A 25,414-nucleotide genomic window follows, 5' to 3' on the forward strand; every position below is an offset into this window, starting at 1 on the left:
CGTGGCTTGACAGCCACCGCACCGCGCCTGGCGGCGCGTTCCCGACCGCGGACGGGCCTCAGAGGGCGGTGGGGAGTCTGCGCCACAGCTCCTCGCGGTCGGCGGACTCCCGCAGGGCCGTGAGCACGGCCGGGTGCGGGGCGGCGTACAGCTCGGGGTGATCGATCTCGCCGAGCTCCGGGCGGACGTTGAAGGCCAGGCGTTCCTCTTCGAGATCGAACCGGGCGTCGATGCCGGGCTTGTTGCCGCGCGGGTCGAGCCGGCTCCACCGGTCCCCGCCGGGCAGGCGCAGGGCGGTCAGCCCGTGGACGAGGGGGTTCGAGCCGTCGTCGTCGGCGAGGCGCTGGTAGCACAGCCCGGCCGGGATCCCCTGGGCGCGCAGCAGGGCGACCAGGGCGTGGGATTTGGCGTGGCAGATGCCGTTGCGCGTGGCCAGTACGTCGGAGGCTCGCCAGGCGACCCTCGGGTCCCCCGAGTCGGCCGAGTGCGGGATGGTGTCGCGAACGTACTCGAAGGCAGCCTCGGCGTATGAGTATGCATCGCCGGTGGTGGACCAGAGGGCTTCCGCTGTGTCCAGCACGAGGGGATGCCAGTGGTCTATGGCCTCATCTGATGCCAGGTACGCGAAGATGTCGGGGCTTTGCCGGATCAGCTGCATGGCCGGGAGCATACGTATGCCACCCCCCCGATAATCAATAGATTTACGAGAGGCGGCATACCTATGCAGATAAATGGAGGTCGAGGCCTTAGCGGGCCAGCTCCTCCTTGAGGGCCTGGAGGAAGCCGTCGACGTCCTCCTCCTGGGTGTCGAAGCCGCACATCCAGCGGACGTCGCCCGCGGCCTCGTCCCAGAAGTAGAAGCGGTAGCGCTTCTGCAGGCGGCGCGACACCTCGTGCGGCAGCCGGGCGAACACCGCGTTCGCCTGGACCGGGTAGAGGATCTCCACGCCGTCGGTCTCGCGGACCCCGGCGGCGAGCCGCCGCGCCATCTCGTTGGCGTGGCGGGCGTTGCGCAGCCACAGGTCCTTGGCCAGCAGCGCTTCGAGCTGCACCGACACGAAGCGCATCTTCGACGCGAGCTGCATCGACATCTTGCGGATGTGCTTCATCTGCCGGGCCGCGTCCGGGTTGAGCACGACGATGGCCTCGCCGAACATCATCCCGTTCTTGGTGCCGCCGTAGGACAGCACGTCGACGCCGACCGTGTTGGTGAAGGTGCGCATCGGCACGTCGAGCGAGGCCGCGGCGTTGGCTATCCGGGCGCCGTCGAGGTGGACCTTCATCCCGAGCCCGTGGGCGTGGTCGCAGATGGCCTTGATCTCGTCCGGCGTGTAGACCGTGCCCAGTTCGGTGTTCTGGGTGATCGAGACAACCTGCGGCATGGCGCGGTGCTCGTCCTCGAAGCCCCAGGCCTCCTGGTCGATCAGCTCGGGTGTGAGCTTGCCGTCCGGGGTGGGCACGGCCAGCAGCTTGAGCCCGGCCATCCGCTCCGGCGCGCCGCCCTCGTCCACGTTGATGTGGGCGCTCTTGGCGCAGATCACGGCGCCCCAGCGGTCGGTCATCGCCTGGAGGGCGGTGACGTTCGCGCCGGTGCCGTTGAAGACCGGGAAGGCCTCCGCGTACGGTCCGAAGTGGCTGCGGATGATCTTCTGCAGGTGCTCGGTGTACTCGTCCTCGCCGTAGGAGATCTGGTGACCTCCGTTGGCGAGGGCGAGGGCCTCCAGGATCTCCGGATGGACCCCCGCGTAGTTGTCGCTGGCGAAGCCGCGCACTGCCGGGTCGTGGTGCCGGCGGGCATCGGTCTTCACGGTTGCGGAGTGAGCCACAGACGCTGTCCGTTCACATCGATGGCGGGCTGCTCCCACACGCCGGCGATGGCCTCGGCCAGCTCCTTCACGTCGGTGAAGCCCGCGAACTTCGCATTGGGACGCTCGGCGCGCATCGCGTCGTGCACCAGTGCCTTGATGACCAGGATCGCAGCTGCCGCGCCGGGGCCCCCGTCACCCCCCGCCTTGCGGAAGGAGTCCGCCATGGCGAGCGTCCAGGCCTCGGCGGCCGCCTTGCCCGCGTTGTAGGCGGCGTTGTTGGCGACCGGCTTGTGCGCGCCGGACTGGCTCACCAGGACGTAGCGCCCGCGCTCACTGCGCAGCAGCCCGTCGTGGAAGGCCAGCGAGGTGTGCTGGACGGTGCGGATGAGGAGCTTCTCCAGGAAGGCCCAGTCGGCGAGGTCGACGTCGGTGAACGTCTTGCTGCCGCGCCAGCCGCCGACGAGGTGGACCAGTCCGTCGACCCGTCCGAACTCCTTCTCGGTCTGCTCGGCCCAGGCCTTGGTGGCCTCCAGGTCGAGCAGGTCCACGGTGTCACCGGTGATGGTGGCGCCGCCGTGGGCGTAGCGGGCGGCGTCCACGGCCTCCGCGAGGCGCGCCGGATCGGCGTCGGACGCGACGACCACCGCTCCTTCCTCGGCGAGGCGGAGCAGCGCGGCGCGGCCGGCGGGCCCGCCGGCCCCGGCCACCGCCACCACCGCTCCTTGCAGCTTTCCGTTGCCGTTCCCGGAGCCGTTCATCTGTGCAGCCTCCTGTGGGCGAGTGCTCACGCGGCGACTCGCTCGGCCTGCTCCGCGTTCTGGGCGGTGATGCCCTTGGTTGCCGCGATCGTGCTCTTGAGCTTCTTGGCGAGCGCCTCAAAGAACATGCTGAGCGGAAACTCGTCCGGAAGCACGTCGTCGACGAGCTTGCGCGGCGGCTGCGTCAGGTCGAGGGCGTCGGCGCCCTTGGCCCACTTGGAACCGGGGTGCGGTGCGAGGTAGGTGGAGACCAGCTCGTAGGCCTTGAACCAGTGGACCAGCTTCGGGCGGTCGATGCCGGCCCGGTAGAGGTCCTCGATCTCGGCGCAGAGCTGGTTGGTGACCTGCGGGGCACGCATCCAGTCGATCTTCAGCTTGTTGTCCGTCCAGCGCACGACGTCGTGCTTGTGGAGGTAGGCGAAGAGCAGCTGGCCGCCGAGACCGTCGTAGTTGCGGTTGCGGTCGCCGGAGACGGGGAAGCGGAACATCCGGTCGAATAGGACGGCGTACTGCACGTCACGGCCGTGCTCGTTGCCCTCGGACTCCAGCTTCACGGCCTCCTTGAAGGCGGTGAGGTCGCAGCGCAGCTCCTCCAGGCCGTACATCCAGAACGGCTGGCGCTGCTTGATCATGAAGGGGTCGAACGGCAGGTCGCCGTGGCTGTGGGTGCGGTCGTGGACCATGTCCCACAGGACGAAGGCCTTCTCGCAGCGCTCCTGGTCGTCGACCATGCGCGCGATGTCCTCGGGCAGGTCGATGCCGAGGATGTCCACGGCGGCCGCGGTCACCTTGCGGTAGCGGGCGGCCTCGCGGTCGCAGAAGATGCCGCCCCAGGTGAAGCGCTCGGGGGCCTCGCGCACGGCGATGGTCTCGGGGAACAGCACGGCGGAGTGCGTGTCGTAGCCCGGGGTGAAGTCCTCGAAGGTGATGCCGAGGAAGAGCGGGTTGTCGTAGCGGGTGCGCTCCAGCTCGGCGAGCCACTCGGGCCACACCATCTTCAGCACGACGGCTTCGAGGTTGCGGTCCAGGTTGCCGTTCTGCGTGTACATCGGGAAGACGACGAGGTGCTGCAGGCCGTCGGCACGCTCGGCGGCCGGGTGGAAGGCCATGAGGGAGTCGAGGAAGTCCGGCACGCGGAAGTCGTCGGCGGCCCACTTGCGCAGGTCGGCGATGAGGGCCTGGTGGTACGCGGCGGCGTGCGGGAGCAGCGGGGACAGCGTCTCGACGGCGCCGATCACGCGCTCGACCGCGGCGAGGACGGTGGCGCGGGCGTGCTCGCCCTCGGCCTCGAAGTCGATGGAACCGTCGGCCGCCTGCCAGGGGCGGATCTCCTCCACGGCGGCCTTGAGCTCGGGCCACGCAGGGTGGTCTACCACCCGCGCCCCAGCGGATATCACGGCACCGCCGACGCCCGGCACAAGAGTTTCCGTCATGTCACTTCCTCCACAGGAGAACCTCACGTCCGCACAGCGTATGCGTGCGAGGCTCTTCTTCTCAAGAGGCGATTCGGGAAAATATCCTGCGTCACCCCCCGCTTCACCGAAAGTCTTCCCGTTTGACTGGGCGGAACTGATAGCTCCGCCCCGTCACGCCAGGGACTCACATGCCTGGGGCACCTCCCCGCCGGACGGGGCCCCGGCCCGGCCCGGGCACCGTCCGGCGACCACCCGGACGGGCCGGCGCCGAGACCCGGCGGCGGGCGTCAAGCCGATGGGGACGCGCCCACGGCCGGGTGACGCGGCACGGGCGGGAGGGGCCCGCCGGGGGCGCACAACCCTGGCGGGAAGCGGCCGGTGGGGCTTCCGCGGGGCCCTGCACGCACGGTCCCTATCCACGACCGGCGCACTAGCATGCGACCTCATCGCGCGCGGCCGGTGAGCACACCGCGACCGTGCGGGAGCCGCCGTCGACGGAAGCGAGAGAACCTTGACTTTCCTCACCATCGGTCACCGCGGAGTCATGGGTGTCGAGCCGGAGAACACCCTGCGGTCGTACCTCCGAGCGGAACGTTCCGGCATGGACGCCATCGCCCTGGACCTCCGGCTGAGCAAGGACGGCGTCCTCGTCGCCGTGCACGACCCCGAGGTGGACCGGACCACCGACGGCTCCGGGGCCGTCGCCGACCTGACCCTGGCGGAGCTGCGCGGCCTGGACGCCGGTCAGGGCGAGGGCGTGCCGGTGTTCGAGGAGGTGCTGGACGCGGTCCGCTCGCCGCTCCACGCCTCCGTCCCGGACCGGGCGACGGCCGCGGCGCTCGCGGAGCTGCTGCTGCGCCGCGACCTGGTCTCCCGGGTGGAGGTCACCTCCGCCGACGGGGCACTGCTCGCCGACGTGGCCCGGCAGGTGCCGGGCGTACGCACCACGCTGTTCGCCGAACCCGTCGGCGGCGGCACCGACGCCCTCGTGGACCGGGCGCGGGCCGCGGGCGCGGCGACGATCGCCCTGGACATCCACCGCATCGCCCTGGAGCTGGTGGAGGCGGCCCACGCCGCCGACCTGCGCGTGACCGGCCTCGCGGTCGACACCCTGGACCGGCTGCGGCTGGCGCGGGCGCTCGGACTGGACGGGGTGACCACCGGCTTCCCGGAGATCCGCAGCACGGGCCGTTTCACCGCCTGAGCGCCGGGGCACCGCGGCTCGGCCGGCCTGGTGCCGCGACCGTGCAGGGCGCCTGGTTCTGCGACGGTCCTGGAGTGCCTAGAGCGCCTTGACCAGCAGTTCGAAGGCGAGGTCGTCGCGCAGCGGGATGCCGAAGCGCTCGTCGCCGTACGGGAAGGGGCTCAGCTCGCCGGTGCGCCGGTAGCCGCGGCGCACGTAGTAGGCGATGAGCTCCTCCCGTACGTTCACCACCGTCATCCGCATCTCCTCGGCGCCCCACGTGTCGCGTGCGCGGCGCTCCGCCTCGGCCAGGATCTCCTTGCCGAGGCCGCCGCCCTGGAGCCCGGGGCGGACGGCGAACATGCCGAAGTAGGCGTGGTCGCCGCGGTGTTCGAGGTGGCAGCAGGCGACGAGCTCGCCGGCGCGCTCGACTACGAGCAGAACGCCGTCCGGGTTGCCGATGACGGCGCGGACCCCGTCCGGGTCGGTGCGCTGTCCGTCGAGGTAGTCGGCCTCGGTGGTCCACCCGGCCCGGCTGGCGTCCCCGCGGTAGGCGGACTCCACGAGCGCCACCAGTTCCGTCACGTCCGCCTCGACGGCGCTGCGGAAGCTGAGGGCTGCGGGCTGGGCGGTCGACATGGACGCTCCGTTTCGGTGCGGTGGCATATGACATGCCTGGGACGGCAGGGAGAGCCTATCCCGGAGCCGCGTGAGCCCTGCCCGGGAAGGGCATCTCTCCCCGTGACGCCGACGAACCGGGAGGTTCCGCCGTGCACGGATCCGCCTCGTCCCTGTCCGCCTCCGTCTCCTCCTGGCTGATGGTGATCCTGTGCGCGGTGAGCGGCGCGTACTGCCTGCGGCGGATACGCGGGTGGGGCGGGGCCGCCGCCGGTGAGGCGGTGATGGGCTTCGGCATGGCGGTGATGGCGGTACCCCTCGGGGGCGCGGGCGCGTGGCGGCAGCCCGTGCTCGGGGCGGTCTTCTGCGCGGCGGCCCTGCACGCCCTGTGGCTGCTGCGGGGCGGCGCGCACCACGCGCACCACCTGGTGGGGTCGCTGACGATGGTCTACATGGCCGCCGCGGCGGGATCCGGGCACGGACACGGGGCGGGGACGCCGCTGCTGACCGGGGCGCTCCTGCTCTACTACGCCGGCTACGTGGTGCTCGGCGGATCGCGGCTGGTCACCGCGGGCGCCGCGGCCCCCGGCCCGGCCGGGCCCGCCCCGGCCACGGAGTTGGCCAGAGCCTGCCGACTCGCCATGGGAATGGGCATGTTGGCGATGCTGCTGTCGATGTGACGGCATCGCCGAAACGTGTCCTGCGTCACCAATGACGCCGTCTCATACCCGCGGGTAGTCCCTCGCTCATAGGCTGGTGGCCATGATGGTCCCCGCCGCTCTCCTGATGCTCGGCGCCCTGACCGCGCTGCTCGCTCCCCGCCTGCTGGCCCGGGCCCGGTGGCCCGAGCGCGAACCGGTCGTCGCCCTGTGGGTGTGGCAGTGCGTCGTCGGTGCGGTGCTGCTGTGCTTCGGACTGTCCATGCTGCTCAGCGCCGCCGCGGCCTGGCAGGCGGTCCGGGGCCGGCTCTTCGCCGCGGCCCCGCACGGAGTGGTCGACGCCTACGCACTGGGTGCGTCCGGCGGCCCCTGGGCCGCCGGTACCGCCCTCGTCCTCGCGGGCGGCGGCCTGTGGACCGCCGCGATGCTGACCGGGGAGGTCCTGCGGGCCCGGGCGCGACGGCGCGCCCAGGGCAGCGAACTGCTGGAGCGGGCCCCGCTGCTGCCCGGCGAGGACCCCGCCGGCGCGCGGCTGGTCGTGCTGGAGGGTTCGCGGCCGGACGCGTGGTGGCTGCCGGGAGCGGCCCCGCAGCTGGTGGTCACGACGGCGGCGCTGGGCCGCCTGAAGGGCAGTCAGCTCGATGCCGTCATGGCGCACGAGCAGGGGCACGCGGCGGCGCGGCACGACTGGCTGCTGCACTGCTCCCGGGCGCTGGCCCGGGGATTCCCGCAGGTACCGGTGTTCGCGGCCTTCGAGGCGGAGATGCACCGGCTGGTGGAACTGGCCGCCGACGACATGGCCTCGCGGCGGTTCGGGCGGCTGACGGTCGCGCTGGCGCTCGTCGGACTCAACGAGGACCGGGGGGTGTTCGCCGCCTCCTCGGCGCCTGAGGCGCACGTCCCGCAGCGGGTGCGCAGGCTGCTGACGGCCGCCCCCCGGCTCTCGCCGGGCCGCCGGCTGCGGTTGACGGCGCTGGCCACCCTGGTGCCGGCGATCCCGCTGCTGGTGGCCTTCGTACCGGGGCTGAGCGCGCTGGCGTAGGCCGTGTCTGCCACATGGCGCCGCCCGCCCGGTCGGCCCGTGATCGCGGGCCGCCCCCTGTTCCCGACCGAGCAGCGGACCTGCCCAAAAGCCCATGCCAGGGCCTGACCTCTACCAGGCGCTGGACCTCCTCCAGCACCTGCCGGCCACCCGGACCGGGAACATGCCCCGCCTACCGACAACCCACCCCATGGCAGCCCCACTACACCTGACACAGCGCTACCAGGCCGCCGCCGGGCGCGTGACCAGGCGTTCCAGGCCGCGGAGGAAGCGGACGTACGGGGACCAGCGGGCCCGGTGGGCGATCGTGCCCGTGCAGGCCAGTTCGGCGCGGTCCAGGCTGTCCTCCAGTACGGCGTCGTGCGCCGCGCGATAGGCCAGCGGCCAGGTGACCCGGCTGACACCGCTGACGGTCATCGCGAGCGTGTGCCGCAGCACGGTCCGCTCCCCGTCGACGGGGAGCACGGTGAACTCGTGGAAGCCGTGGAACCCGCGGGGCCCGGTGAAGGTGAAGCGCACCCAGGTGCCCGGCACGTACGCGGCCACCGTGTAGCGCACCGGGCCGTGTCCGCCCGCCGCCCCAACGGACAGGGGGCGGTCGAACTCCATCTCCTCCCACAGGTGATGCGGCCACAGCCGGTCGCCCTTCCCGCTGGACAGCGTGTCGATGAGTGCGCCGACCTGTTCCGGCCCCGCCGTCAGCAGGCGTTCGTGCACGTTGAAGACGCCCATCGGTCCTTCCCCTCCAGATTATTAGAGATGGGTCTCTAATAATCTGGAGGGTACTCTCTGATTCATGGCGAGACCACCCCGCTTCGACACCGAGCAGATACTCGACGCCGCCGTGCGACTGGCCGCCTCGGCCGGACCGGCCGGCGTGACCATGTCCGCCGTCGCCCAGGCGATCGGCGCACCGAGCGGTTCCGTGTACCACCGGTTCGCCGGGCGCCCGGCGCTGCTCGCCGAGGTGTGGCTGCGCACGGTGGAGCGGTTCCAGGAGGGATACTTCGCCGCACTCGGCGGCGACACCGACGTACTCCGGGGCGCCTGCGCGGCCGCCCGCCACGTCGTCGCCTGGAGCCGCGCCCAGCCCGAGGAGGCCGCCCTGCTCCTCTACGGCGCTGCGGAGTTCGGCCGCGCCGACTGGTCCGAGGAGCACACCCGGCGCGCGGACTCCGGCAACGAGCGGGTGCACGCCGCCCTCGGCGACCTCGCCACGGCTCTCGGGGCCGAGGGCGACCGCGGCCGGGAGCGGGTCGCCCTCGCCCTGATCGACCTGCCGCTCTCGGTCGTCCGCCGGCACCTGCGCGCCGGCGACGCGCTGCCCCCGCACGCCGAGGACCTCGCCGAGGAGTGCGCGGCCGCGCTGCTCGCCGCCCCCTAGGGCCTGTATCGAGTTGCCTCGCGACGCCGCGGGGCAACTCGATACAGGCCCTAGGAGTTGGCGTCAAAGTGCGCCCGCTGACATCGGCACTTCTGACGTGTCGGCGTCCCTCCGCCCCTTCCCGAAGGTGGATGGCCTCGACCTTTCGTGACGGTCCGTCGGTATCTCCGGCGGGCCGTGTCCGCTCCCCAACGCCCGCCTCGCTGGTGGCGGTGACGGCTCGCTCGAACCGGAGCAAGGCGGACCAGCCCAGGTGTCCGGTCACGCACGGGCGGTCGCCGGTGCGAGGATCCCGGTATGCGGAATGATCGCTTTCGGTGGGTGGGGGTCAGCTGCGCGGTGCTCGGGGCGGTGCTGACCGCCTTGGTGGTGGCGGGCTGGCAGCCGCTCCTGGCCTGGGACGAGCGGGTCGCGCGGGACCTGCACGCCCACGCCGTCGTCCACTCCGGGGTCACGAGATGCATGCGGGTGCTGTCCGACTGGGTCTGGGACCCGTGGGCCATGCGGGCGCTCGCCGCGGTGGCCTGCCTGCTGTTGTGGTGGCGCGGCGACCGGCAGCGGGCCGTGTGCGTGGCGGTGGTCGCGGTGGCGGCATCGGCGGTGCAGCAGGGGCTGAAGGCGGCGGTGGGGCGGGAGCGTCCGATGTGGGCGGACCCGGTGGACTCGGCGCACTACGCGGCCTACCCGTCCGGCCATGCCATGACGGCGGCCGTGGTGTGCGGGATGCTGCTGTGGCTGATGCCCCGCCCGGCCCCGCGGTGGGCCGCGGCCGCCTGGGCGGCGGCGGCCGTCTCGGTGCTCGGCGTCGGCTTCACCCGGCTCTACCTGGGCGTCCACTGGTTCTCGGACGTGGTGGCCGGCTGGCTGCTGGGCGCGGTCGTGGTGGCCGTTGCCGCGTCGGTGTGCGTGCGTCGCGGGCGCGGCGGCGAGCGGCGGGAGCGCTGAACATGGGGCGCGCCTGCCCTGGATGATCCCCCGTGTCACCCAGAGCAGGCGACTCCGTGCGCTGAGTATATTGGCCGTGAGCCAGTCAACGCAGGAGTAAGCATGGTCCCGCGCAGCGCGTCGGTCAATGAAGAATTGCGCAGACGTTCCCGGGAGCGGCTGCTGCAGTCGACGGTGGAGCTCGTCGCCGAGCGCGGCTACGAGGGCACGACGCTCGGCGACATCGCCGACCGGGCGGGCGCGGCGCGCGGCCTGGTCTCGTACTACTTCCCGGGCAAACGGCAGTTGCTGCAGTCGGCCGTGCACCGGCTGATGCACCTCACGCTGCACGCCGCGCTGGAGCGGGAGCCCCGCAGCCGGGACGGGCGGGAGCGGCTGGCGCGTGCCATCGACGCGATCCTGGGGCTCGCCCGGGACGAACCGCTGCTGATGCGGACGCACATGGCGGGCATCCTCACCGCCGACGGCTTCGTGCAGTGCCCCGAGCAGCGGCGGCTGGCCGAGCTGCTGCGGGACACCCTCGCGCGGTACGGCTCGGCCGATGTGGAGGCGGACTATCCGCTGCTGCGCGCGCTGCTGATGGGCGCGGTCGTGGCGGTGCTGCTGCCCGGGGCGCCGATGCCGGCGGTCCGGCTGCGGGCGGAGCTGTTCCAACGCTACGGGCTGGACTGGGAGCTGGGTGTCCCGCCGGACGGCGGACCGCCCGGCGGGACGTCTCCCTCACACCTCTGACCTCAGGCGGTTCAGTGGTACTCGGGCTGGGTCTGCACGTTGAGCCGGTCCATGCGGACCCGCTTGGCGCTGTCGGTGCGCCGGTCGTCGAGCCGCAGCACGTCGAGGCCCTTGGCGATGTCGTTCGAGTAGATGTGCCCGTTGTAGTAGTAGGCGGACCAGGACCCGCCGAGGCCCAGCCGGTCCGTCGACAGCGGCCCGCGCTCGAAGTAGGCGATCTCCCTGGGCCGGTCGGAGTCGGTGAACTCCCAGACCGAGACGCCGCCCTGGTACCAGGCCTGCACCATGATGTCGCGGCCGCCGCCGACCGGGACCAGCGAGCCGTTGTGGGCCACGCAGTTCTCGGTGTCGGCCTGGTGGCGCGGGATCTTGAAGTAGCTGCGGAAGGAGAGTTTGCGATGGTCCCCGCGGCCGGTGATGTCGTAGATCCCGTCGGCGCCCCGGTCGGGGCCGGTGGCCTCGTTGCAGGTGGCGCCGCCACCGCCGCCGAGTTCGTCGGTGAACACCACCTTGTTCGCCCGTTCGTTGAAGGTCGCCGAGTGCCAGAACGCGAAGTTCACGTTGTCCTGGACCCGGTCGATGACCCGCGGCTGCTCGGGCCGGCTGATGTCGAAGAGGATGCCGTCGCCCATGCAGGCGCCGGCGGCCAGGTCCTTCGACGGCAGCACGGTGATGTCGTGGCAGCCGGTGGTCTTGGAGACACCGGGGTTGGTGGGTGCGCCCGGGTTGCCGCCGTCGGGGAAGAGCACCGGGAAGGCCACGACCGCGGCCTTCGTCGGCGCCTTCTTCGGGACCTTGACGACCGATATGCCGTCGTGCGGCGGCTTGCAGTCGGGGAAGGCCTCGTTCGGGGAGTAGGAGGCGACGTAGAGGTAGATGTCCTTGCGGCCCGGGACCAGGGTGTGGGTGTGGGAGCCGCAGGCCGTCTCGACGGACTTGATGTACCGGGGGTTCCTCTTGTCCTTGATGTCGAAGATCTTGATGCCCTCCCACGAGGACTTCTCCGTCGCGGGCTGCGAGACGCTGTTGCAGGAGTCGTCGCTGCGGGAGGAGTCGGTGGAGAGGAAGAGCAGGTCGCCGTCGACGGAGATGTCGTTCTGCCCGCCGGGGCAGAGCACCTCGGTGACCTTCTTCGGGGTCTTCGGGTCGGCGATGTCGTAGATCGTGAAGCCGTTGTAGTTGCCCGCGTAGGCGTACCTGCCCTGGAAGGCGAGGTCCGAGTTGACGACGGTGGGGTCGGTGGAGGGGATGTTGGCCAGGGGCTTGATGTTGGCGCTGTGCACGATCTCGTCCTGGCCGGGGATGCCGCCCGGGGCGGGTTGCCCGCCGTCCGGGAGGGCAGCGCCCTGGTGGTTTCCGTGGCCGGGGGACAAGCCGGGGGATAACTCGCCCGGGTCGGGGGTGGCCGCCGCCGGTCCGGCTGCCAGGAGGGTCGTGAGCAGTCCGGCCGCCGCGGCGGCCACCCCCACCCTCCTGTGGTGCGCTCTCCTGGTGTGTCGCGAGGTCACTGTGCCTCCCATGGGAGCCCGATCGGTTCCGTCCGCGAGGGAACGGAACCAGGACCCCGGCAGTATCTTCCCTTCATGGACATGGCAAAAGACCTCCGGGGCCGCAAGGCCTTGACCGTGCGGCCCCTCCGGTTAGCCGTGGCGATGGCGACCGCCGGCCTCCTGCTGACGCTCACCGCCTGCCAGGACGACGGGGCGGACCGGGCGGACGACGGGCGGGCCTCGATCGTCGCGCCCGGCCGGCCCGGCGAGAAGTCCCGCACGCTCACCCCCGAACAGGCCGCCAGGGCCAAACCCGACGACAGTCCGAACGCCGCCGACCACGCCTATGTTCGGCGGATGATCGAACACCACCGGCAGGCTCTGGTGATGAGCGCGCTGGCACCCGAGCGGGCCGCGGCGGAACCGGTCAAGCGGCTCGCCGAACGGATCGCGGCCGCCCAGAAGCCCGAGATAGGCGCGATGGAGAAGTGGACCGCCCGCCATCCGGCACCGCCGCCCGGTTCCGGCGGCCCCTCCGCCGGCCACGGACACGGTCAGGACCAGAGCCACGGCCAGAACCACGGCCAGGGCCAGGGACAAGACCACGCCTCGATGCCGGGCATGGCGACCGAGCAGCAGCTCAAGGAGCTGGCCGACGCCCGGGGCGCCGACTTCGACCGCCTCTTCCTCAAGCTGATGACCGCCCACCACGAAGGAGCCCTGGCCATGGCGGGCGAGGCGCTGGCCGGCGGCAACAACGTGGCCGTCGAGGAGATGGCCACCGAGGTGGTGGCCACCCAGAGCGCCGAGATCCACCGGATGCGCGCGATGGGCTGACCGGCCCCGGGAACCGGTGTCATGCTGGGACCACCTGCGGGAGGAGCTCCGCCGTGCTTCGTGTCGCCGTCGTCGGATCCGGCCCCAGCGGGGTCTACGCGGCCCAGACGCTGGTCCAGCAGCGCGAGGTGCCGGGTGTGCGGGTCGACGTACTGGACCGGCTGCCCGCCCCGTACGGGCTCGTGCGGTACGGGGTCGCACCGGACCACGAGAAGATCAAGTCGCTGCAGGGCAGCCTGCGCACCGTGCTGGAGGACGAGCGGATCCGCTTCCTCGGGAACGTCGAGGTCGGGGGGCCCGCCCTGCCCGTGGAGCGGCTGCGGGAGCTGTACCACGCGGTCGTGTACTGCGTGGGCGCGGCGCGGGACCGGATGCTGGGCATCCCCGGCGAGGACCTGGCCGGGGTGCACTCCGCGACGGCCTTCGTGTCCTGGTACAGCGGGCACCCGGACGCCGCCGCCGAGGCCTTCGGCCTGCCCGGGGCCGAAGCGGCGGTGGTGGTCGGGGCGGGCAACGTCGCCGTGGACGTGACCCGGATCCTGGCCCGCGGCACTGCCGAGCTGGCCCCGACGGACATGCCGCAGCCGGCACTCGGCGCGCTCGCGGACAGCGGGGTGCGCAGGGTGTCGATGGTGGCCCGGCGCGGACCCTCGCAGGCCAGGTTCACCACCAAGGAGCTGCGGGAGCTGGGCACGCTGCCGGGGGTGGACGCCTGGGCGGACCCGGCCGAACTGGCGCTGGACCCGCTGTACGCCGATCCGGGCGCGGCCGCCGCCCTGCCGGCGGTGGCGCGGCGCAATCTGGAGGTGCTGCGCGGCTGGGCCGGCCAGGCCCCGGCCGAGGGGCCGCGCAGCATCGCGCTGCGGTTCTACCTGCGGCCGGCGGAGATCCTGGGCGGGCCCGACGGGCGGGTCTCGGCGATGCGGTTCGAGCGGACCGCCCCCGACGGCCGTGGCGGCGTGACCGGAACGGGTGTCCACGTGGACATCGAGGCCCAGCTGGTGCTGCGCTCGGTGGGCTACATGGGCGTACCCCTGGCCGGGCTGCCCTTCGATACGGCGAAGGGCACGGTTCCGCACGCGGCGGGACGGGTGCTGCGGGCGGGCCGGGCCTCGGTCGGCGAGTACGTGGCGGGCTGGATCAAGCGGGGCCCGACCGGGGTGATCGGCACGAACCGGCCGTGCGCGAAGGAGACCGCCTCCTCGCTGCTCCAGGACGCGGGCGCGCTGGCCCGGCGCGCGCTCCCCGGGGACCCGCTGGACGCTCTGCGTGCGGCGGGCCTGAGCCCGGTGGAGTGGCCGGGCTGGCTGGCCATCGAGTCGGCCGAGGCGGACCTGGGGCGCTCCCTGGGCCGCCGCTCCGTCAAGATCCCGGACTGGCCTGGCCTGTTGGACGCGGCCGGCGCCGGCCCGGCGTAGGCGGCGCCCGTAGGGCGGCTCCGCCCTCCGGGTCGGCCGGCCGGCCTCGAAAATGGTTCGGTGAACTCGAAGACGTGTATGGACAGCGAGTCCGTGGAGCGCCTGCTGGCGCTGCTGGAGCAGGCGGCCGGGCTGCCGGCGCAGGACGAACAGCGACGCCGTATCGAAGGGGCCGCCAAGAACCTTCTCCGACGCGGCCGTCGCGACCGCAGGGCCCAGGCGCGGATACGCGACCGGGAGATCGACTCCACGCTCCTCGCCGCCACCGCCACCGGAGCCGTCGACCGGGTCATGGACACCGCGCTCCCCGTCCGGTCCACCGGGCCGCGGCACTTGGCGGGCGCCCGGCCCGGCACCGAGCCGTCCCCGGACGGGCCGGCGCCCGCCCCACGGCAGCCGGCCGCTCTCGGCGTCCTGCGCCGCGGCCAGCGTTGCTACGTCTGCAAGGCCCCGTACCGGGAGGTGCACCCGTTCTACCACCGGCTGTGCATGCCGTGCGCCGAGGCCAACCTCGAACAGCGCACCGCGCGCACCGACCTCACCGGCCGCCGCGCGCTGCTCACCGGCGGCCGTGTGAAGATCGGGCACGAACTGGCCCTGATGCTGCTCCGTGACGGCGCCGAGCTGACCGTCACCAGCCGCTTCCCCCGCGATGCCGCCGCCCGTTTCGCCGCCGCACCGGACCGTGACCGCTGGTGGAACCGGCTGACGATAGCGGCGCTCGACCTGCGGGACCCGCGCCAGGTACTGGCCTTCACCGACCGGGAGCTGGCCGAGGCCCGTCCGCTGGACATCCTCGTCAACAACGCGGCCCAGACCCTGCGCCGCGCCCCCGAGGCGTACGCGGCCCTGGCGGCCGGCGAGGCGGCGGCCGGGCCGGCCGCCGCACGTCACTGGGCGGCCCCGGGATTCGTCGTGCCCGGCAGTGCGCGCCCCGCGCTGACCGCGGGCGGCACGGCGGCCCCGAGCGCACCCGGCGTGCCCGCCGGCATCGGCGTGGTCGACGCGGCAGGTCTCCTACCCGACACCGCCCCGATGAACTCCTGGACCCTCCAGCTCGGCCAGGTCGGCGCCGCCGAGCTCATCGAGGTGCAACTCGTCAACGCGGTCGCGCCGTTCCTCCTCGCCGACCGGCTGATGCCGCTGATCGAGGCCTCGCCGCACCCCGCCCGCTACCTGATCAACGTCTCGGCCGTGGAGGGCCAGTTCGGCGCCCCCAACAAGTCGCCCGACCATCCGCACACCAACATGGCCAAGGCGGCCCTGAACATGCTCACCCGCACCAGCGCGTCCGCTCTCGCCGCACGCGGCATCCACTGCTGCTCCGTCGACACCGGATGGGTCACGGACGAGAAGCCCCCGGCGGCACGCGCACGGCACGCGGCGACGGGATGGAGGCCGCCGCTGGACGTCGTCGACGGCGCGGCGCGCATCTACCACCCCATCCGCGAGGGCGAGGCGGGCCGGCCCGTGCACGCGGTGTTCCTCAAGGACTACCGCCCTGCCGCCTGGTAGCCGCACCGGCACCCCCGGCGGGCCGAGGGGCTGGTGCGGGCGTCAGGGCGCGAGCCGGGACGCCTCGGCCTCGGCCGCCGTCAGGACGCTGTCGAGGAGGCCGGGGAAGAGCGCCTCCAGGTCGTCCCGGCGCAGGGCGTTGAGCTTGGTGGTGCCCCGGTAGGCCTGGCGTACGACACCGCTCTCGCGCAGGACGCGGAAGTGGTGGGTGGTCGTGGACTTGGTGACCGGCAGGTCGAAGTGCGAGCAGGCCAGGTCGTCCGCCGAGCCGGCCAGGTCCAGGACGATGGAGAGCCGCACCGGGTCGGACAGGGCGTGCAGTACGCCCTCCAGGCGGATCTCGGCCGCCTCCGGGTGGGCCAGGGTGCGGGAGGTGTCCCGATCCGTCATGTCCCTGCTCCGCTCACTCGGCTTGGTTCGGCCCCCATGGTACGAGAGCCGTCGAAGGAGTCGTGGGGGTCGGGGAAAACGGCGGAAACGGGTGGGTGCGGCCGGGGCCCGCGCCGCGGCCGCACCGCCGTCACCAGGACCGGTGGTACTGCTCGGGCGTACGGATACCGGCGCCCAGCTCGTCGGCGGCCCGGCGGGCCCAGTACGGGTCGCGCAGCAGCTCGCGGCCCAGCAGGACCGCGTCGGCCTCGCCGTTGGCGAGGATCTTCTCGGCCTGCGCGGGCTGGGTGATCAGGCCGACCGCGGCGACGGGGAGGGTCGTCTCGGCCTTCACCCGGGCGGCGAACGGCACCTGGTAGCCGGGGCCGAGCGGGATGTCGACGCCGGGGGCGAGGCCGCCGGTGGAGACGTCGAGGAGGTCGACGCCGTGCTCCTGGAGGAGCCGGGCCAGGCGTACCGTCTCGTCGGCGGTCCAGCCCTCCTCCTCCAGCCAGTCGGTGGCGGAGATCCGGAAGAACAGCGGGAGCTCCTCGGGCCACACCGCCCGGACGGCGTCCACGACCTCCAGGGCGAAGCGGGTCCTGTTCTCGAAGGAGCCGCCGTAGGCGTCGGTGCGCCTGTTGCTGTGCGGGGAGAGGAACTCCCCTATGAGGTAGCCGTGGGCGCCGTGGATCTCGACGACCTCGTAGCCGGCGGCGAGCGCCCGCTGCGCCGCGGCCGCGAACCGGCCGGTGATCTCGGCGATCTCGTCCACCGTCAGCTCGTGCGGCACCGGGTGTCCCTCCGCGAACGGCACCGCGCTGGGGGCGACCGGCTGCCAGCCGTGCGCGTCGGGGCCGACGGGTGCGCCGCCCTTCCAGGTCCGGTCGGTGGACGCCTTGCGTCCGGCGTGGGCGATCTGGATGCCCGGGACGGTCCCCCGGGCCTTGAGGAAGCCGGTGATCCGGCGCAGGGCCTCTACCTGGGTGTCGTTCCAGATGCCGAGGTCGTACGGGGAGATCCGGCCGTCCGGGGAGACCGCGGTGGCCTCCTGGATGATCAGGCCGGCGCCGCCCACCGCGCGGGCGGCGTAGTGGGCGAAGTGCCAGTCGTGGGCCACGCCGGCGTTCGGCCCGAAGGCCTCGGCGCTGTACTGGCACATCGCGGCCATCCACACCCGGTTCGGGACGGTGACCGATCGCAGGGTGTAGGGCTCGAACAGGGCGGCGAAAGCGGCGGGTACGGCGGGGGCAGCACTCATCGGGGCTCTCCAGTGGTCACCGGGCGCGCCGGGGTCGGCGGCTAAGTACGAGGATCACCATACTACGAATCTCCCCGTACTACGAGACTTCTCGTACAAGCGCGTCGAGCTCCGCGCGCAGCGCCCCGGCCAGCGCCGCCAGGTCTGGGACGGCGGCCGCGTCGGCGACCAGCCCGTAGTGGACGGTGCCCTTGTAGGTGGAGACCGCGATCGCGAGGGACTGGCCGCGGGCCAGCGGGGCGAGCGGGTAGACCTCCTGGACCCGGCTGCCGCCGAGGGAGAAGGTGAGGCCGGGCAGCGGGACGCTCGTGACGAGGATGTCGTAGAGCAGCCGGGCCGCCTGGGCGACGAGGGGGCCGCCGAGCCGGTGGCCGAGGGGGTGGACGTGGTCGGCGAGGAGGGCGACGGCCCCCGCGCCGCGGGCGGGCCCGGCGTCCTTGTTGCGGTCCATGCCCGCGCGTACCCGGTACAGCCGGCGCAGCGCGTCGGGCTCGGCCAGCGGCAGCCGGAGCAGGTAGCCGGAGAGCCGGTTCCCGGCACCTTCGGAGCCGCGGGGTCCGCGGCGCCGGGAGACGGGAATCAGGGCCCGCGGCCCGGCGCCCAGGGGTTCGGGATCGCCCCGCTCGGCCAGCCAGCGCCGCAGGGCGCCCGCGACCAGGGTGATCAGCACGTCGTTGACGGTGCCGCCGGCCCCCTTTCGGATCAGGTTGACCTCGTCCAGATCGAGGGTGAGGCCCGCGACGGTACGGGTCCCCGCGCCGGCGGGGTCGGCCGTCAGCGCGGCGGGGACCCCGAGGGGCAGGCCGCCGCGGGCCATCGCGGCGCCGATCTCCAGGGCCTGGCCGACGCCCTGGACGCGGGCGGCCAAGGCTCCGGGGAGCCGGCTCAGGACGGTGCCGGCCCGCTGTCCGGGAACGGGGCGCTCGGGTGCCCGCGGCCCGGGGACGTCGTCGAACAGCGCGGCCGCGAGGGCGAGGGCGCCCAGGCCGTCGGCGAGGGCGTGGTGGAACTTGAAGAGCACGGCGAAGGTGTCCGGATCGGGGCCGGCCAGCACGTGCGCCTCCCACGGCGGCAGCTCCCGGCCCAGCGGGCGGGCCATCAGCGGCCCGGCGGCCTCGTGCGCGCAGGTGCTGTCCGTACGGACGAGGAACACGTGCCGCGCCGGGTCGAAGCCGGGGTCCGGCGACCAGACGGCGGCGCCGAGCGGCAGCAGCACGTCCCGGATCCTGCGGCGCAGGCCCGGCACCGCGGCGCAGCGCGCCGCCAGGAGCGCGGCGGCCCGCTCGGCGGCGCACCCGTCGCCGGAACCGCGGTGTCCGGGGGCGCGGAAGACGGCGACGGCGCCCAGGTGCATGGGATGGTCGGCGGATTCCATCCGCCAGAAGGCGAGATCGAGCGGAGACAGGTGCTCGGTGGCCACATACGTCCTCTCACGCGGGAAGCGGTGGCTTGAAGTCAACCCATCGCGAACACCCCTATGCAAGGCGCAATCATTTCCCGGCGGTAAATGATCGGTATAGATCATCCGATGTGCGCTGTGCCGCGCCCACCGGGCTCCGGCCGGTGGGCGGGTGCAGACTGGCCGGAAAGACGCTTCGCGACAAGCGACAACGCGACAACGCGACGAGGTCCGGAGGTGCCGGCCATGGCCGACGTACTGCTGCTCGTGGGAACCCGCAAGGGACTGTTCATCGGCCGTCGCCGCGGCGACGGGCCGTGGGAGTTCGACGGTCCCCACTTCAACGCCCAGGCCGTCTACGCCGTCGCCGTCGACCGGCGGGGACCGGCCCCGCGGCTGCTCGTCGGCGGGGACAGCACCCACTGGGGGCCGTCCGTCTTCAGCTCCGACGACCTGGGGGCCACCTGGCGGGAACCGGCCCGCGCGGCCGTGAAGTTCCCCCAGGACACCGGCGCCTCGCTGGAACGGGTCTGGCAGCTCCAGCCGGCCGGGGCCGAGGCCCCCGACGTCGTGTACGCGGGGACGGAGCCGGCCGCGCTGTTCCGGTCGACGGACCGCGGCGAGTCCTTCGAGCTGGTCCGCCCGCTGTGGGAGCACCCAACCCGCGACAAGTGGGTCCCGGGCGGCGGCGGCGAGGGGCTGCACACCGTGATCACCGACCCCCGCGACCCGGACGCGCTGACCGTGGCGGTCTCCACCGCCGGGGTGTTCCGGACCCGGGACGGCGGGGCCAGCTGGGAGCCGTCCAACCAGGGCGTCTCGGCGGTGTTCCTGCCGGACCCGAACCCCGAGTTCGGCCAGTGCGTGCACAAGATCGCCCAGGACGCCGGCGACACGGACCGGCTGTACCTGCAGAACCACTGGGGCGTCTACCGCAGCGACGACGCGGGGACCCGCTGGACCGACATCGGCGACGGACTGCCCTCCGACTTCGGCTTCGCGGTGGCGGCCCATCCGCACCGGCCGAACACCGCCTACGTCTTCCCGCTCAACGCCGACTCCGACCGGGTCCCGGCCGACCGCCGGTGCCGGGTCTTCCGTACCGAGGACGCGGGCACCACCTGGCAGCCGCTCACGCACGGACTGCCGGACGCCGACCACTACGGCACGGTGCTGCGCGACGCGCTCTGCACGGACGACGCGGACCCGGCGGGCATCTACTTCGGCAACCGCAACGGAGAGCTGTACGCCAGCCACGACGACGGCGACAGCTGGCAGTTGCTCGCCGAGCACCTGCCGGACGTCCTGTGCGTGCGGGCGGCGACGATCGGCCAGTAGAGTGATCCACCGTGGCAGCACGACCGTTGAACGAGATCGTCGAGCCGGGCTGGGCCCGCGCTCTGGAGCCGGTGGCGACGCAGATCGCCGCGATGGGCGACTTCCTGAGAGCCGAGATCGCGGCGGGGAGGAAGTACGTCCCCGCCGGGGCCCAGGTGCTGCGCGCCTTCCAGCAGCCCTTCGACGAGGTCAAGGTCCTCATCGTCGGCCAGGACCCGTATCCGACGCCGGGACACGCGGTGGGCCTGTCCTTCTCGGTGGCTCCCGACGTGCGGCCGGTGCCGCCGAGTCTGGACAACATCTTCCTGGAGATGCACCGGGACATAGGGACCGGCCGGCCCGCCAACGGCGACCTCACCCCGTGGACCCGGCAGGGGGTGCTGCTGCTCAACCGCTCCCTCACGACGGCGCCCCGCCGGTCGAACGCCCACCAGGGCAAGGGCTGGGAGGCGGTCACCGACCAGGCGATCCGGGCCCTGGCCGCGCGCGGCAAGCCGCTGGTCTCCATCCTGTGGGGGCGGGCGGCCCGCAACCTGCGGCCGCTCCTGGGCGACCTGCCGGTGGTGGAGTCCTCGCACCCCTCCCCCAAGTCGGCGGACTACGGCTTCTTCGGCTCGCGGCCGTTCAGCAGGACGAACGAACTGCTCGTGGGCCAGGGATCACAGCCTGTGGACTGGCGCTTGCCGTCCGTCAGTTGAGCGTATCTGCAATTCAACGGATAAATACGGACAGATGCGGCACGGGAAGGCCCTGCCCGAACACCTTGTTCCGATAAGCCAGTAGCATGCGGCGCCATGAGCTCCCCCACTGGCCCCGCAAACGGCCTGCCCGTACGAATGCCGCGACCCCGCCCGACCGGACGGCACCGCCGGCCCGAGCCCGCGGCTGCGCCCGAGGGCGCGCCCGCGCTGGTGCTCGCCGTGCCCGGTGCGCCCTCGGCCGCCTCGCGGGGGCTCGCGGAAGAGATCATCAGCATCGGCCGCTCCGAGCTGCCGGGCCTCGACGCCCGCATCGGCTTCCTGGAGGGTGACGACGCGTCCGAGTTCCCGTCGCTGTCCGGCGTGCTGAGCGCCGTCGCGGCCGACCGGACCGCGCGTGCGGAGTTCGCGCGCGCCGCCGGCCACGAGGTCCCCGAGCAGACCGGTCCGGACGCCGTGGTCGTCCCGCTGCTGGCCGGCCCGGACAGCGACCTGCTGCGCCGGATGCGCCAGGCGCTGATGGACTCCTCCGCCGCCGCCGAACTGGCCGACGTCCTCGGCCCGCACCCGCTGCTGGCCGAAGGCCTGCACGTGCGCCTCTCCGAGGCCGGTCTGGCCCGCGCCGACCGCGCCCGCCTCTTCACCGTGACCACCGCCGCCGACGGCATCGTCCTGGCCACCACCGGTGGCGAGGAGGCCGTCCAGGCCGCCGGGATCACCGGCATGCTGCTCGCCGCCCGGCTCGCCGTGCCCGTCCAGGCCGCCGCGCTGGACCAGGAGGGCTCGGTGGCCGCCGTCGCCGAGCAGCTGCGCCGCGAGGGCTCCACGCAGCTCGCGCTCGCCCCGTACCTGATCGGCCCGGAGGCCGCGGACGGGCTGCTGGACACCGCGTGCAAGGAGGCGGACTGCGCCACCGCCGAGGTGCTCGGTGCCTACCCGGCGCTCGGCAAGCTGGCCGTCGCGCAGTACACGGCGGCTCTGGGCATCCCCCAGAGCGCCCCCGCGCACTGATCCGCAGCCCGACACGTCGCGAAGGCCCCCGCGGCCCCGGTTTCCCCGGGAGCCGCGGGGGCCTTCGCGACGTATGGGCCTGGGCCCCTCGGGGGTGTCCGGCGGATCAGGGGCGGACACCCCTAGGGGCTGTATCGAGTTGCCCCGTGGAGCAAGGAGCGGCGTTCGGTGCGTGCCCTCGGCGTGCGGGACGAATGTCCTCGTAGCGGAGCTACCAGGACATTCGGCTCGTGCGCCGAGGGTGCGTGCCGGGCGTCGCGACGCCGCGGGGCAACTCGATACAGCCCCTAAGCCTCCAGGACCACACAGGTGGCGGCCGGTACGGGCAGCGAGCCCGCCCGCCGCGGCCGGCCGGTCAGCGGGTCCACGTCGAACCAGGTGACGTCGCCCGAGTGCTCGTTGGCCGCGTAGAGGCGGCTCCCCGCGGCGTTGACGGCGAGGTCCCGGGGCCACGCGCCGCCGCAGTCCACCGCACCGGCCGGCCGCGGCCTTTCCGGCCCGTCGGCGAGCGAGAGCGTGACGATCACGTCCGCCCCGCGGACGGCCGCCCAGAGGAACCGGCCGTCGGGCGACGCCACGATCGCCGACGGATACACCCGTGCGGCGCCTGAGGTGCCCGAGGGGGCGACCGGGACCTCGTGGACCGGTTCCAGGTGTCCCGATGCGCCGTTCCAGCGGCAGACGGTCACCTGCGGCTCCAGCTCGTGCAGGACGTAGACGGTCCCGCCCTCCGGATGGAAGACCAGGTGGCGGGGCCCGGTCCCGGCGCGCAGCGGCGTCTCGGAGTGCACCCGCAGCCCGCCCGTGTCCACGTCCGGCACGCAGACCCGTACCGAGTCGGTGCCGAGGTCCACGCCGAGCACCCAGCGGCCGGCCGGGTCGGGCAGCACCTGGTGGGCGTGCGGACCCGCCTGCCGCGCGGTGTCGGGGCCGGAGCCCCGGTGCGGGAGGACGCGGGCCGGGCCGGCCGGGCTGCCGTCGGCGGCCAGCTCGATGCTGCTGACGCTGCCCGAGGTGTAGTTGGCGGTGAACAGGCGGCGGCCCGCGACGCTGACATGGGTGGGTCCAGAGCCGCCGACGCGCACGGGGGCGCCCAGCGGGGCGAGGCCCCCGGCGGTGGCCCGGAAGGCCGTGACCTCGCCCCGCTCGGTCTCGCTCACCGCGTACAGCACGCCGGTGTCCCGGGCCAGGGCGAGGTACGACGGATCCTCGGCGGTGGCGACCGAGAGCGGGGTCAGCGCCCCGGTCTTCGGATCCACGGTCGCGATGGTCACACCGCGGCCGCCCCCCGAGGTGAAGGAGCCGATGTAGGCCCGGTGTTCGCCGCTTCGGTCCGTGCTGTCAGCGCCGCCCACAGGAAACCCCTCTCACCGCCGTCGGATCCGTCCGGAGCCGACGGTAACAGAAGGTCTAGACCAAATCCCGTCCCTGGGCCCGATCCCGCGCGCCGGGGTGGTGGACGTAGGCCGTACTGCTGGGCCGGTCCTGGTAGGTGCGGTGGAAGACGGGGGTGGCGGAACCGGAGATCGGCGGCACGATCCAGGACCAGTCCGCGCCCACCTCACGACCCTTGCGCTCCTCCCGTTCCAGGTGGGAGAGGAAGCGCCGGGATTCGCTGTGGTGGTCGGCGATGGTGACCCCGGCGCGGTCGAAGGAGTGCAGGACCGCCCGGTTGAGCTCGACGAGGGCGCGGTCCTTCCACAGGGAGCGGTCGCTGGTGGTGTCCAGGCCCAGGCGTCGGGCGACGGCGGGCAGGAGGTTGTAGCGGTCGGTGTCGGCGAGGTTGCGTGCGCCGATCTCCGTGCCCATGTACCAGCCGTTGAAGGGGGCGGCCGGGTAGTGGATGCCGCCGATCTCCAGGCACATGTTGGAGATGGCGGGTACGGCGTGCCAGCGCAGGCCCCAGTCGGACCAGCCGGCGCCGTCGGGGTGGTCGATCGGCACCTCCAGGACGGCGTCAGCGGGGGTGTCGAACCAGCGGGGTTTGTCGTCGACTCCCTGGACCACCAGCGGGAGCAGGTCGAAGGGGGTGCCGGCGCCGCCGGACCAGCCGAGCTGGAGCAGGGCCTCCGTCAGCGGGGCGTTGCGGGCGTCGCCGACGGTTATGGAGGGGTGGTCGCCGTAGCCGGCGTATCTGACGAGCTGCTCGCTCCAGATCACCGGCCCCGCCCGGTCCGGGGTCCCGGGGGCGAAAACCGTGATGGTGGGCCTGACACGGCCGCCGTTCGTCGCCTCGCGCAGGTGCTCGAAGCACTCTGCGGCGATCGCGTCGGCGTCGGTGAGCCCGCGGCGGTCGCGGACCCGCAGCGAGTTCCAGTAGAGCCTGCCTATGCAGCGGTTGCTGTTGCGCCAGGCCACGCGCGCTCCGTGGACCAGCTCGGCGGGCGTGTGCACATAGGTTCCGGTGTCGGCGAGCTCTGCCCTCACGGCGGCGAGCCGGGCGCGGGGATCACCCGCGCCGGCGTTCTCCCGGTGGAAGAGTCGGATGAACTCCTCGGCCGCCTGCCACACCTGCGCGGTGGTGGAGCGCTGTTGAAGGATTTCCATTCCGGCGGGTTACCCCCTGTCCGACCAGATCCACCCTGTACGTGCCGGATGAATGTGCAGTAAACAAATACCCGTTGTACCTGCCGCAGGTCAGCGGCGTACGGCGTGAGCTCCCAGAACACTCCTCCGGGTGATCCTCGTGGATCGGGCTGCGGGAGGGGGCGTGAAGGCGTACGATCCGGCGCATTCGGTGAGGTGACGGGGCGTCGGGCACACCGCGCGCGGTCAGCGGGTCGGCATGTCGGCGCGGGCCGGCGCGGGCGGGGTTCCGGGAGTCAGCGGCAGGGGCGGCTCATGAACAGGGCCCGCTCGCCCGCCGAGGGCGTGCCGCCGTAGAGGTCCGTGTCGAGGCCGCACAGGGTGAATCCCATGCGCCGGTAGGCGTGCACGGCGGGGGCGTTGACCGAGCTGACCTCCAACCAGAGGTGTTCCGCGCCCCGTTCACGGGCGAAGTCGGCGGCACGCTCCATCAGGGCGCTGCCGATCCCCCGGCCCCGGTGGCCGGGCGCGACCGCGATGTCCTCGATGGTCAGCCGCCGGTTCCAGGCGGCGTAGCCGAGGGCGGCGAACCCGCACAGCTCGCCGCCGTCGAGGGCCACGAAGGTGCGCGTGTCCGCGTCCACGTCGGGCCCCCGGGCGCCGGCGCACCCCTGCTCGCCGTGCTCCTCGGGCGGGAACACCTTGTACAGGGGCGGGTCGACGGGGACTTCGCGGAGCAGGAACCCCCAGCCGTCGCCGGAGGCGTCCACCTCGAAGACGGTGGGGGTGGTGAAGGAGCTGTCCAGGGCCTCGATGGCGCCGGCGTCCTCGGGGCGGGCGAGGCGGTAGACGACTGCGCCGCCCGGGCCGTGTGGGGTGGTCATGGAATCCACCGTACGCAAAAAATCCCCCGGCCGAATTCGCTGCCGAGGGAGGAGAAGGCGTATATTGAACAGTTCGCGACTTCCTCTTCAAGGAGGGCGCGAAAGCTTACGAGGACACTGTATC

General features: G+C 73.0%; 25 protein-coding genes. 12 read left to right on the top strand and 13 right to left on the bottom strand.

The window, feature by feature from the left end:
- Positions 1 to 58: 58 nt before the first annotated feature.
- The 4 genes from BSL84_RS03890 to BSL84_RS03905 all read right to left on the bottom strand — a co-directional run bounded on the left by BSL84_RS03890 (position 59) and on the right by BSL84_RS03905 (position 3,999).
- Positions 59 to 658 carry a transglutaminase-like domain-containing protein gene (locus tag BSL84_RS03890; protein WP_030028479.1) on the bottom strand — a complete coding sequence of 200 codons (600 nt, stop codon included), beginning with the start codon at positions 656 to 658 and terminating at the stop codon, positions 59 to 61.
- 88 nt (positions 659 to 746) lie between these two features.
- Entirely contained in the window at positions 747 to 1,808 is a 1,062-nt protein-coding gene (locus BSL84_RS03895) for a threonine aldolase family protein (protein ID WP_199816335.1), read from the bottom strand.
- Positions 1,805 to 2,566 (bottom strand): SDR family NAD(P)-dependent oxidoreductase, encoded by a 762-nt coding sequence (locus tag BSL84_RS03900; protein ID WP_030028477.1) that lies wholly within the window; start codon positions 2,564 to 2,566, stop codon positions 1,805 to 1,807. The genes BSL84_RS03895 and BSL84_RS03900 overlap by 4 nt, the downstream gene beginning before the upstream one ends.
- 26 nt (positions 2,567 to 2,592) lie before the next feature.
- Positions 2,593 to 3,999 carry a DUF6421 family protein gene (locus BSL84_RS03905; RefSeq protein ID WP_030028475.1) on the bottom strand — a complete coding sequence of 469 codons (1,407 nt, stop codon included), beginning with the start codon at positions 3,997 to 3,999 and terminating at the stop codon, positions 2,593 to 2,595.
- 493 nt (positions 4,000 to 4,492) lie between these two features.
- Here BSL84_RS03905 and BSL84_RS03910 point away from each other — a divergent pair, with 493 nt between their 5' ends.
- Positions 4,493 to 5,185: a glycerophosphodiester phosphodiesterase gene (locus BSL84_RS03910; protein ID WP_075969811.1), complete on the top strand. Its 693-nt coding sequence runs from the start codon at positions 4,493 to 4,495 to the stop codon at positions 5,183 to 5,185.
- A gap of 78 nt (positions 5,186 to 5,263) precedes the next feature.
- Here BSL84_RS03910 and BSL84_RS03915 read toward each other — a convergent pair whose 3' ends face one another.
- On the bottom strand, positions 5,264 to 5,803 hold the full coding sequence (locus BSL84_RS03915) for a GNAT family N-acetyltransferase (protein WP_045323882.1): 540 nt from the start codon (positions 5,801 to 5,803) through the stop codon (positions 5,264 to 5,266).
- Between the two features lie 131 nt (positions 5,804 to 5,934).
- Between BSL84_RS03915 and BSL84_RS03920 the strand changes: the two genes are divergently transcribed.
- Positions 5,935 to 6,462 carry a DUF5134 domain-containing protein gene (locus BSL84_RS03920; protein WP_420718775.1) on the top strand — a complete coding sequence of 176 codons (528 nt, stop codon included), beginning with the start codon at positions 5,935 to 5,937 and terminating at the stop codon, positions 6,460 to 6,462.
- A gap of 82 nt (positions 6,463 to 6,544) precedes the next feature.
- Positions 6,545 to 7,483: a M56 family metallopeptidase gene (locus tag BSL84_RS03925; RefSeq protein ID WP_030028176.1), complete on the top strand. Its 939-nt coding sequence runs from the start codon at positions 6,545 to 6,547 to the stop codon at positions 7,481 to 7,483.
- Positions 7,484 to 7,702: 219 nt separating this feature from the next.
- Here the strand turns inward: BSL84_RS03925 and BSL84_RS03930 are convergent, their stop codons facing one another.
- Complete coding sequence (locus BSL84_RS03930; RefSeq protein WP_075969812.1) at positions 7,703 to 8,215, bottom strand: hypothetical protein; 513 nt, start codon at positions 8,213 to 8,215, stop codon at positions 7,703 to 7,705.
- A 64-nt stretch (positions 8,216 to 8,279) separates the two neighbouring features.
- Between BSL84_RS03930 and BSL84_RS03935 the strand changes: the two genes are divergently transcribed.
- The 3 genes from BSL84_RS03935 to BSL84_RS03945 all read left to right on the top strand — a co-directional run bounded on the left by BSL84_RS03935 (position 8,280) and on the right by BSL84_RS03945 (position 10,544).
- Positions 8,280 to 8,867, top strand: a complete 588-nt coding sequence (locus BSL84_RS03935) for a TetR/AcrR family transcriptional regulator (RefSeq protein WP_045323885.1) — start codon at positions 8,280 to 8,282, stop codon at positions 8,865 to 8,867.
- Between the two features lie 297 nt (positions 8,868 to 9,164).
- Positions 9,165 to 9,812 carry a phosphatase PAP2 family protein gene (locus tag BSL84_RS03940; protein ID WP_075969813.1) on the top strand — a complete coding sequence of 216 codons (648 nt, stop codon included), beginning with the start codon at positions 9,165 to 9,167 and terminating at the stop codon, positions 9,810 to 9,812.
- A gap of 102 nt (positions 9,813 to 9,914) precedes the next feature.
- Complete coding sequence (locus BSL84_RS03945; protein ID WP_045323890.1) at positions 9,915 to 10,544, top strand: TetR/AcrR family transcriptional regulator; 630 nt, start codon at positions 9,915 to 9,917, stop codon at positions 10,542 to 10,544.
- A gap of 11 nt (positions 10,545 to 10,555) precedes the next feature.
- Here BSL84_RS03945 and BSL84_RS03950 read toward each other — a convergent pair whose 3' ends face one another.
- Positions 10,556 to 12,064, bottom strand: coding sequence for an LVIVD repeat-containing protein (locus BSL84_RS03950; RefSeq protein WP_045323891.1), 1,509 nt, complete (start codon positions 12,062 to 12,064; stop codon positions 10,556 to 10,558).
- A 63-nt stretch (positions 12,065 to 12,127) separates the two neighbouring features.
- On the opposite strand from BSL84_RS03950, the gene BSL84_RS03955 reads away from it, so the two are divergent.
- From BSL84_RS03955 to BSL84_RS03965, 3 genes are read left to right on the top strand one after another with little or no spacing between them, the layout of a single operon-like run.
- Positions 12,128 to 12,871 (top strand): DUF305 domain-containing protein, encoded by a 744-nt coding sequence (locus BSL84_RS03955; protein WP_420718776.1) that lies wholly within the window; start codon positions 12,128 to 12,130, stop codon positions 12,869 to 12,871.
- Between the two features lie 53 nt (positions 12,872 to 12,924).
- Positions 12,925 to 14,289 (top strand): FAD-dependent oxidoreductase, encoded by a 1,365-nt coding sequence (locus BSL84_RS03960; RefSeq protein ID WP_075969814.1) that lies wholly within the window; start codon positions 12,925 to 12,927, stop codon positions 14,287 to 14,289.
- Positions 14,290 to 14,349: 60 nt separating this feature from the next.
- Positions 14,350 to 15,804 carry an SDR family NAD(P)-dependent oxidoreductase gene (locus tag BSL84_RS03965; RefSeq protein ID WP_234363404.1) on the top strand — a complete coding sequence of 485 codons (1,455 nt, stop codon included), beginning with the start codon at positions 14,350 to 14,352 and terminating at the stop codon, positions 15,802 to 15,804.
- Positions 15,805 to 15,846: 42 nt separating this feature from the next.
- Here BSL84_RS03965 and BSL84_RS03970 read toward each other — a convergent pair whose 3' ends face one another.
- The 3 genes from BSL84_RS03970 to BSL84_RS03980 form a co-directional block, all read right to left on the bottom strand.
- Positions 15,847 to 16,194, bottom strand: a complete 348-nt coding sequence (locus BSL84_RS03970; RefSeq protein WP_030031481.1) for an ArsR/SmtB family transcription factor — start codon at positions 16,192 to 16,194, stop codon at positions 15,847 to 15,849.
- A 130-nt stretch (positions 16,195 to 16,324) separates the two neighbouring features.
- Positions 16,325 to 17,434, bottom strand: coding sequence for an NADH:flavin oxidoreductase/NADH oxidase (locus BSL84_RS03975; RefSeq protein WP_030031480.1), 1,110 nt, complete (start codon positions 17,432 to 17,434; stop codon positions 16,325 to 16,327).
- 79 nt (positions 17,435 to 17,513) lie between these two features.
- Complete coding sequence (locus BSL84_RS03980) at positions 17,514 to 18,854, bottom strand: wax ester/triacylglycerol synthase family O-acyltransferase (protein ID WP_075969816.1); 1,341 nt, start codon at positions 18,852 to 18,854, stop codon at positions 17,514 to 17,516.
- A gap of 225 nt (positions 18,855 to 19,079) precedes the next feature.
- Here BSL84_RS03980 and BSL84_RS03985 point away from each other — a divergent pair, with 225 nt between their 5' ends.
- From BSL84_RS03985 to BSL84_RS03995, 3 genes are all read left to right on the top strand, one after another.
- Positions 19,080 to 20,171, top strand: a complete 1,092-nt coding sequence (locus BSL84_RS03985; protein WP_045323896.1) for a WD40/YVTN/BNR-like repeat-containing protein — start codon at positions 19,080 to 19,082, stop codon at positions 20,169 to 20,171.
- Positions 20,172 to 20,182: 11 nt separating this feature from the next.
- Positions 20,183 to 20,869, top strand: a complete 687-nt coding sequence (locus BSL84_RS03990; RefSeq protein ID WP_075969817.1) for a uracil-DNA glycosylase — start codon at positions 20,183 to 20,185, stop codon at positions 20,867 to 20,869.
- 96 nt (positions 20,870 to 20,965) lie between these two features.
- Positions 20,966 to 21,880 (top strand): sirohydrochlorin chelatase, encoded by a 915-nt coding sequence (locus tag BSL84_RS03995; RefSeq protein WP_030031314.1) that lies wholly within the window; start codon positions 20,966 to 20,968, stop codon positions 21,878 to 21,880.
- Positions 21,881 to 22,167: 287 nt separating this feature from the next.
- Here the strand turns inward: BSL84_RS03995 and BSL84_RS04000 are convergent, their stop codons facing one another.
- From BSL84_RS04000 to BSL84_RS04010, 3 genes are all read right to left on the bottom strand, one after another.
- Entirely contained in the window at positions 22,168 to 23,235 is a 1,068-nt protein-coding gene (locus BSL84_RS04000; RefSeq protein ID WP_045323571.1) for a lactonase family protein, read from the bottom strand.
- Between the two features lie 55 nt (positions 23,236 to 23,290).
- Positions 23,291 to 24,427: a nitric oxide synthase oxygenase gene (locus tag BSL84_RS04005; protein WP_030030617.1), complete on the bottom strand. Its 1,137-nt coding sequence runs from the start codon at positions 24,425 to 24,427 to the stop codon at positions 23,291 to 23,293.
- A gap of 275 nt (positions 24,428 to 24,702) precedes the next feature.
- The gene (locus BSL84_RS04010) at positions 24,703 to 25,290 is read right to left on the bottom strand and encodes a GNAT family N-acetyltransferase (protein WP_075969818.1); all 588 of its coding nucleotides are present in this window, start codon (positions 25,288 to 25,290) and stop codon (positions 24,703 to 24,705) included.
- Positions 25,291 to 25,414 lie beyond the last annotated feature (124 nt).

It is taken from the genome of Streptomyces sp. TN58 (genome assembly GCF_001941845.1).
Classification (GTDB): domain Bacteria; phylum Actinomycetota; class Actinomycetes; order Streptomycetales; family Streptomycetaceae; genus Streptomyces.

What these genes read in the sequence shown, in the direction of transcription:
- BSL84_RS03945 (WP_045323890.1), top strand. Translation starts at nt 9,915, where the DNA reads ATGGTCCCGCGCAGCGCGTCGGTCAATGAAGAATTGCGCAGACGTTCC.
- BSL84_RS04010 (WP_075969818.1), bottom strand. Translation starts at nt 25,290, where the DNA reads ATGACCACCCCACACGGCCCGGGCGGCGCAGTCGTCTACCGCCTCGCC.
- BSL84_RS03925 (WP_030028176.1), top strand. Translation starts at nt 6,545, where the DNA reads ATGATGGTCCCCGCCGCTCTCCTGATGCTCGGCGCCCTGACCGCGCTG.
- BSL84_RS03950 (WP_045323891.1), bottom strand. Translation starts at nt 12,064, where the DNA reads ATGGGAGGCACAGTGACCTCGCGACACACCAGGAGAGCGCACCACAGG.
- BSL84_RS03930 (WP_075969812.1), bottom strand. Translation starts at nt 8,215, where the DNA reads ATGGGCGTCTTCAACGTGCACGAACGCCTGCTGACGGCGGGGCCGGAA.
- BSL84_RS03985 (WP_045323896.1), top strand. Translation starts at nt 19,080, where the DNA reads ATGGCCGACGTACTGCTGCTCGTGGGAACCCGCAAGGGACTGTTCATC.
- BSL84_RS03915 (WP_045323882.1), bottom strand. Translation starts at nt 5,803, where the DNA reads ATGTCGACCGCCCAGCCCGCAGCCCTCAGCTTCCGCAGCGCCGTCGAG.
- BSL84_RS03975 (WP_030031480.1), bottom strand. Translation starts at nt 17,434, where the DNA reads ATGAGTGCTGCCCCCGCCGTACCCGCCGCTTTCGCCGCCCTGTTCGAG.
- BSL84_RS03970 (WP_030031481.1), bottom strand. Translation starts at nt 16,194, where the DNA reads ATGACGGATCGGGACACCTCCCGCACCCTGGCCCACCCGGAGGCGGCC.
- BSL84_RS03905 (WP_030028475.1), bottom strand. Translation starts at nt 3,999, where the DNA reads ATGACGGAAACTCTTGTGCCGGGCGTCGGCGGTGCCGTGATATCCGCT.
- BSL84_RS03900 (WP_030028477.1), bottom strand. Translation starts at nt 2,566, where the DNA reads ATGAACGGCTCCGGGAACGGCAACGGAAAGCTGCAAGGAGCGGTGGTG.
- BSL84_RS04005 (WP_030030617.1), bottom strand. Translation starts at nt 24,427, where the DNA reads ATGGAAATCCTTCAACAGCGCTCCACCACCGCGCAGGTGTGGCAGGCG.
- BSL84_RS03955 (WP_420718776.1), top strand. Translation starts at nt 12,128, where the DNA reads ATGGACATGGCAAAAGACCTCCGGGGCCGCAAGGCCTTGACCGTGCGG.
- BSL84_RS03995 (WP_030031314.1), top strand. Translation starts at nt 20,966, where the DNA reads ATGAGCTCCCCCACTGGCCCCGCAAACGGCCTGCCCGTACGAATGCCG.
- BSL84_RS03890 (WP_030028479.1), bottom strand. Translation starts at nt 658, where the DNA reads ATGCAGCTGATCCGGCAAAGCCCCGACATCTTCGCGTACCTGGCATCA.
- BSL84_RS03940 (WP_075969813.1), top strand. Translation starts at nt 9,165, where the DNA reads ATGCGGAATGATCGCTTTCGGTGGGTGGGGGTCAGCTGCGCGGTGCTC.
- BSL84_RS03935 (WP_045323885.1), top strand. Translation starts at nt 8,280, where the DNA reads ATGGCGAGACCACCCCGCTTCGACACCGAGCAGATACTCGACGCCGCC.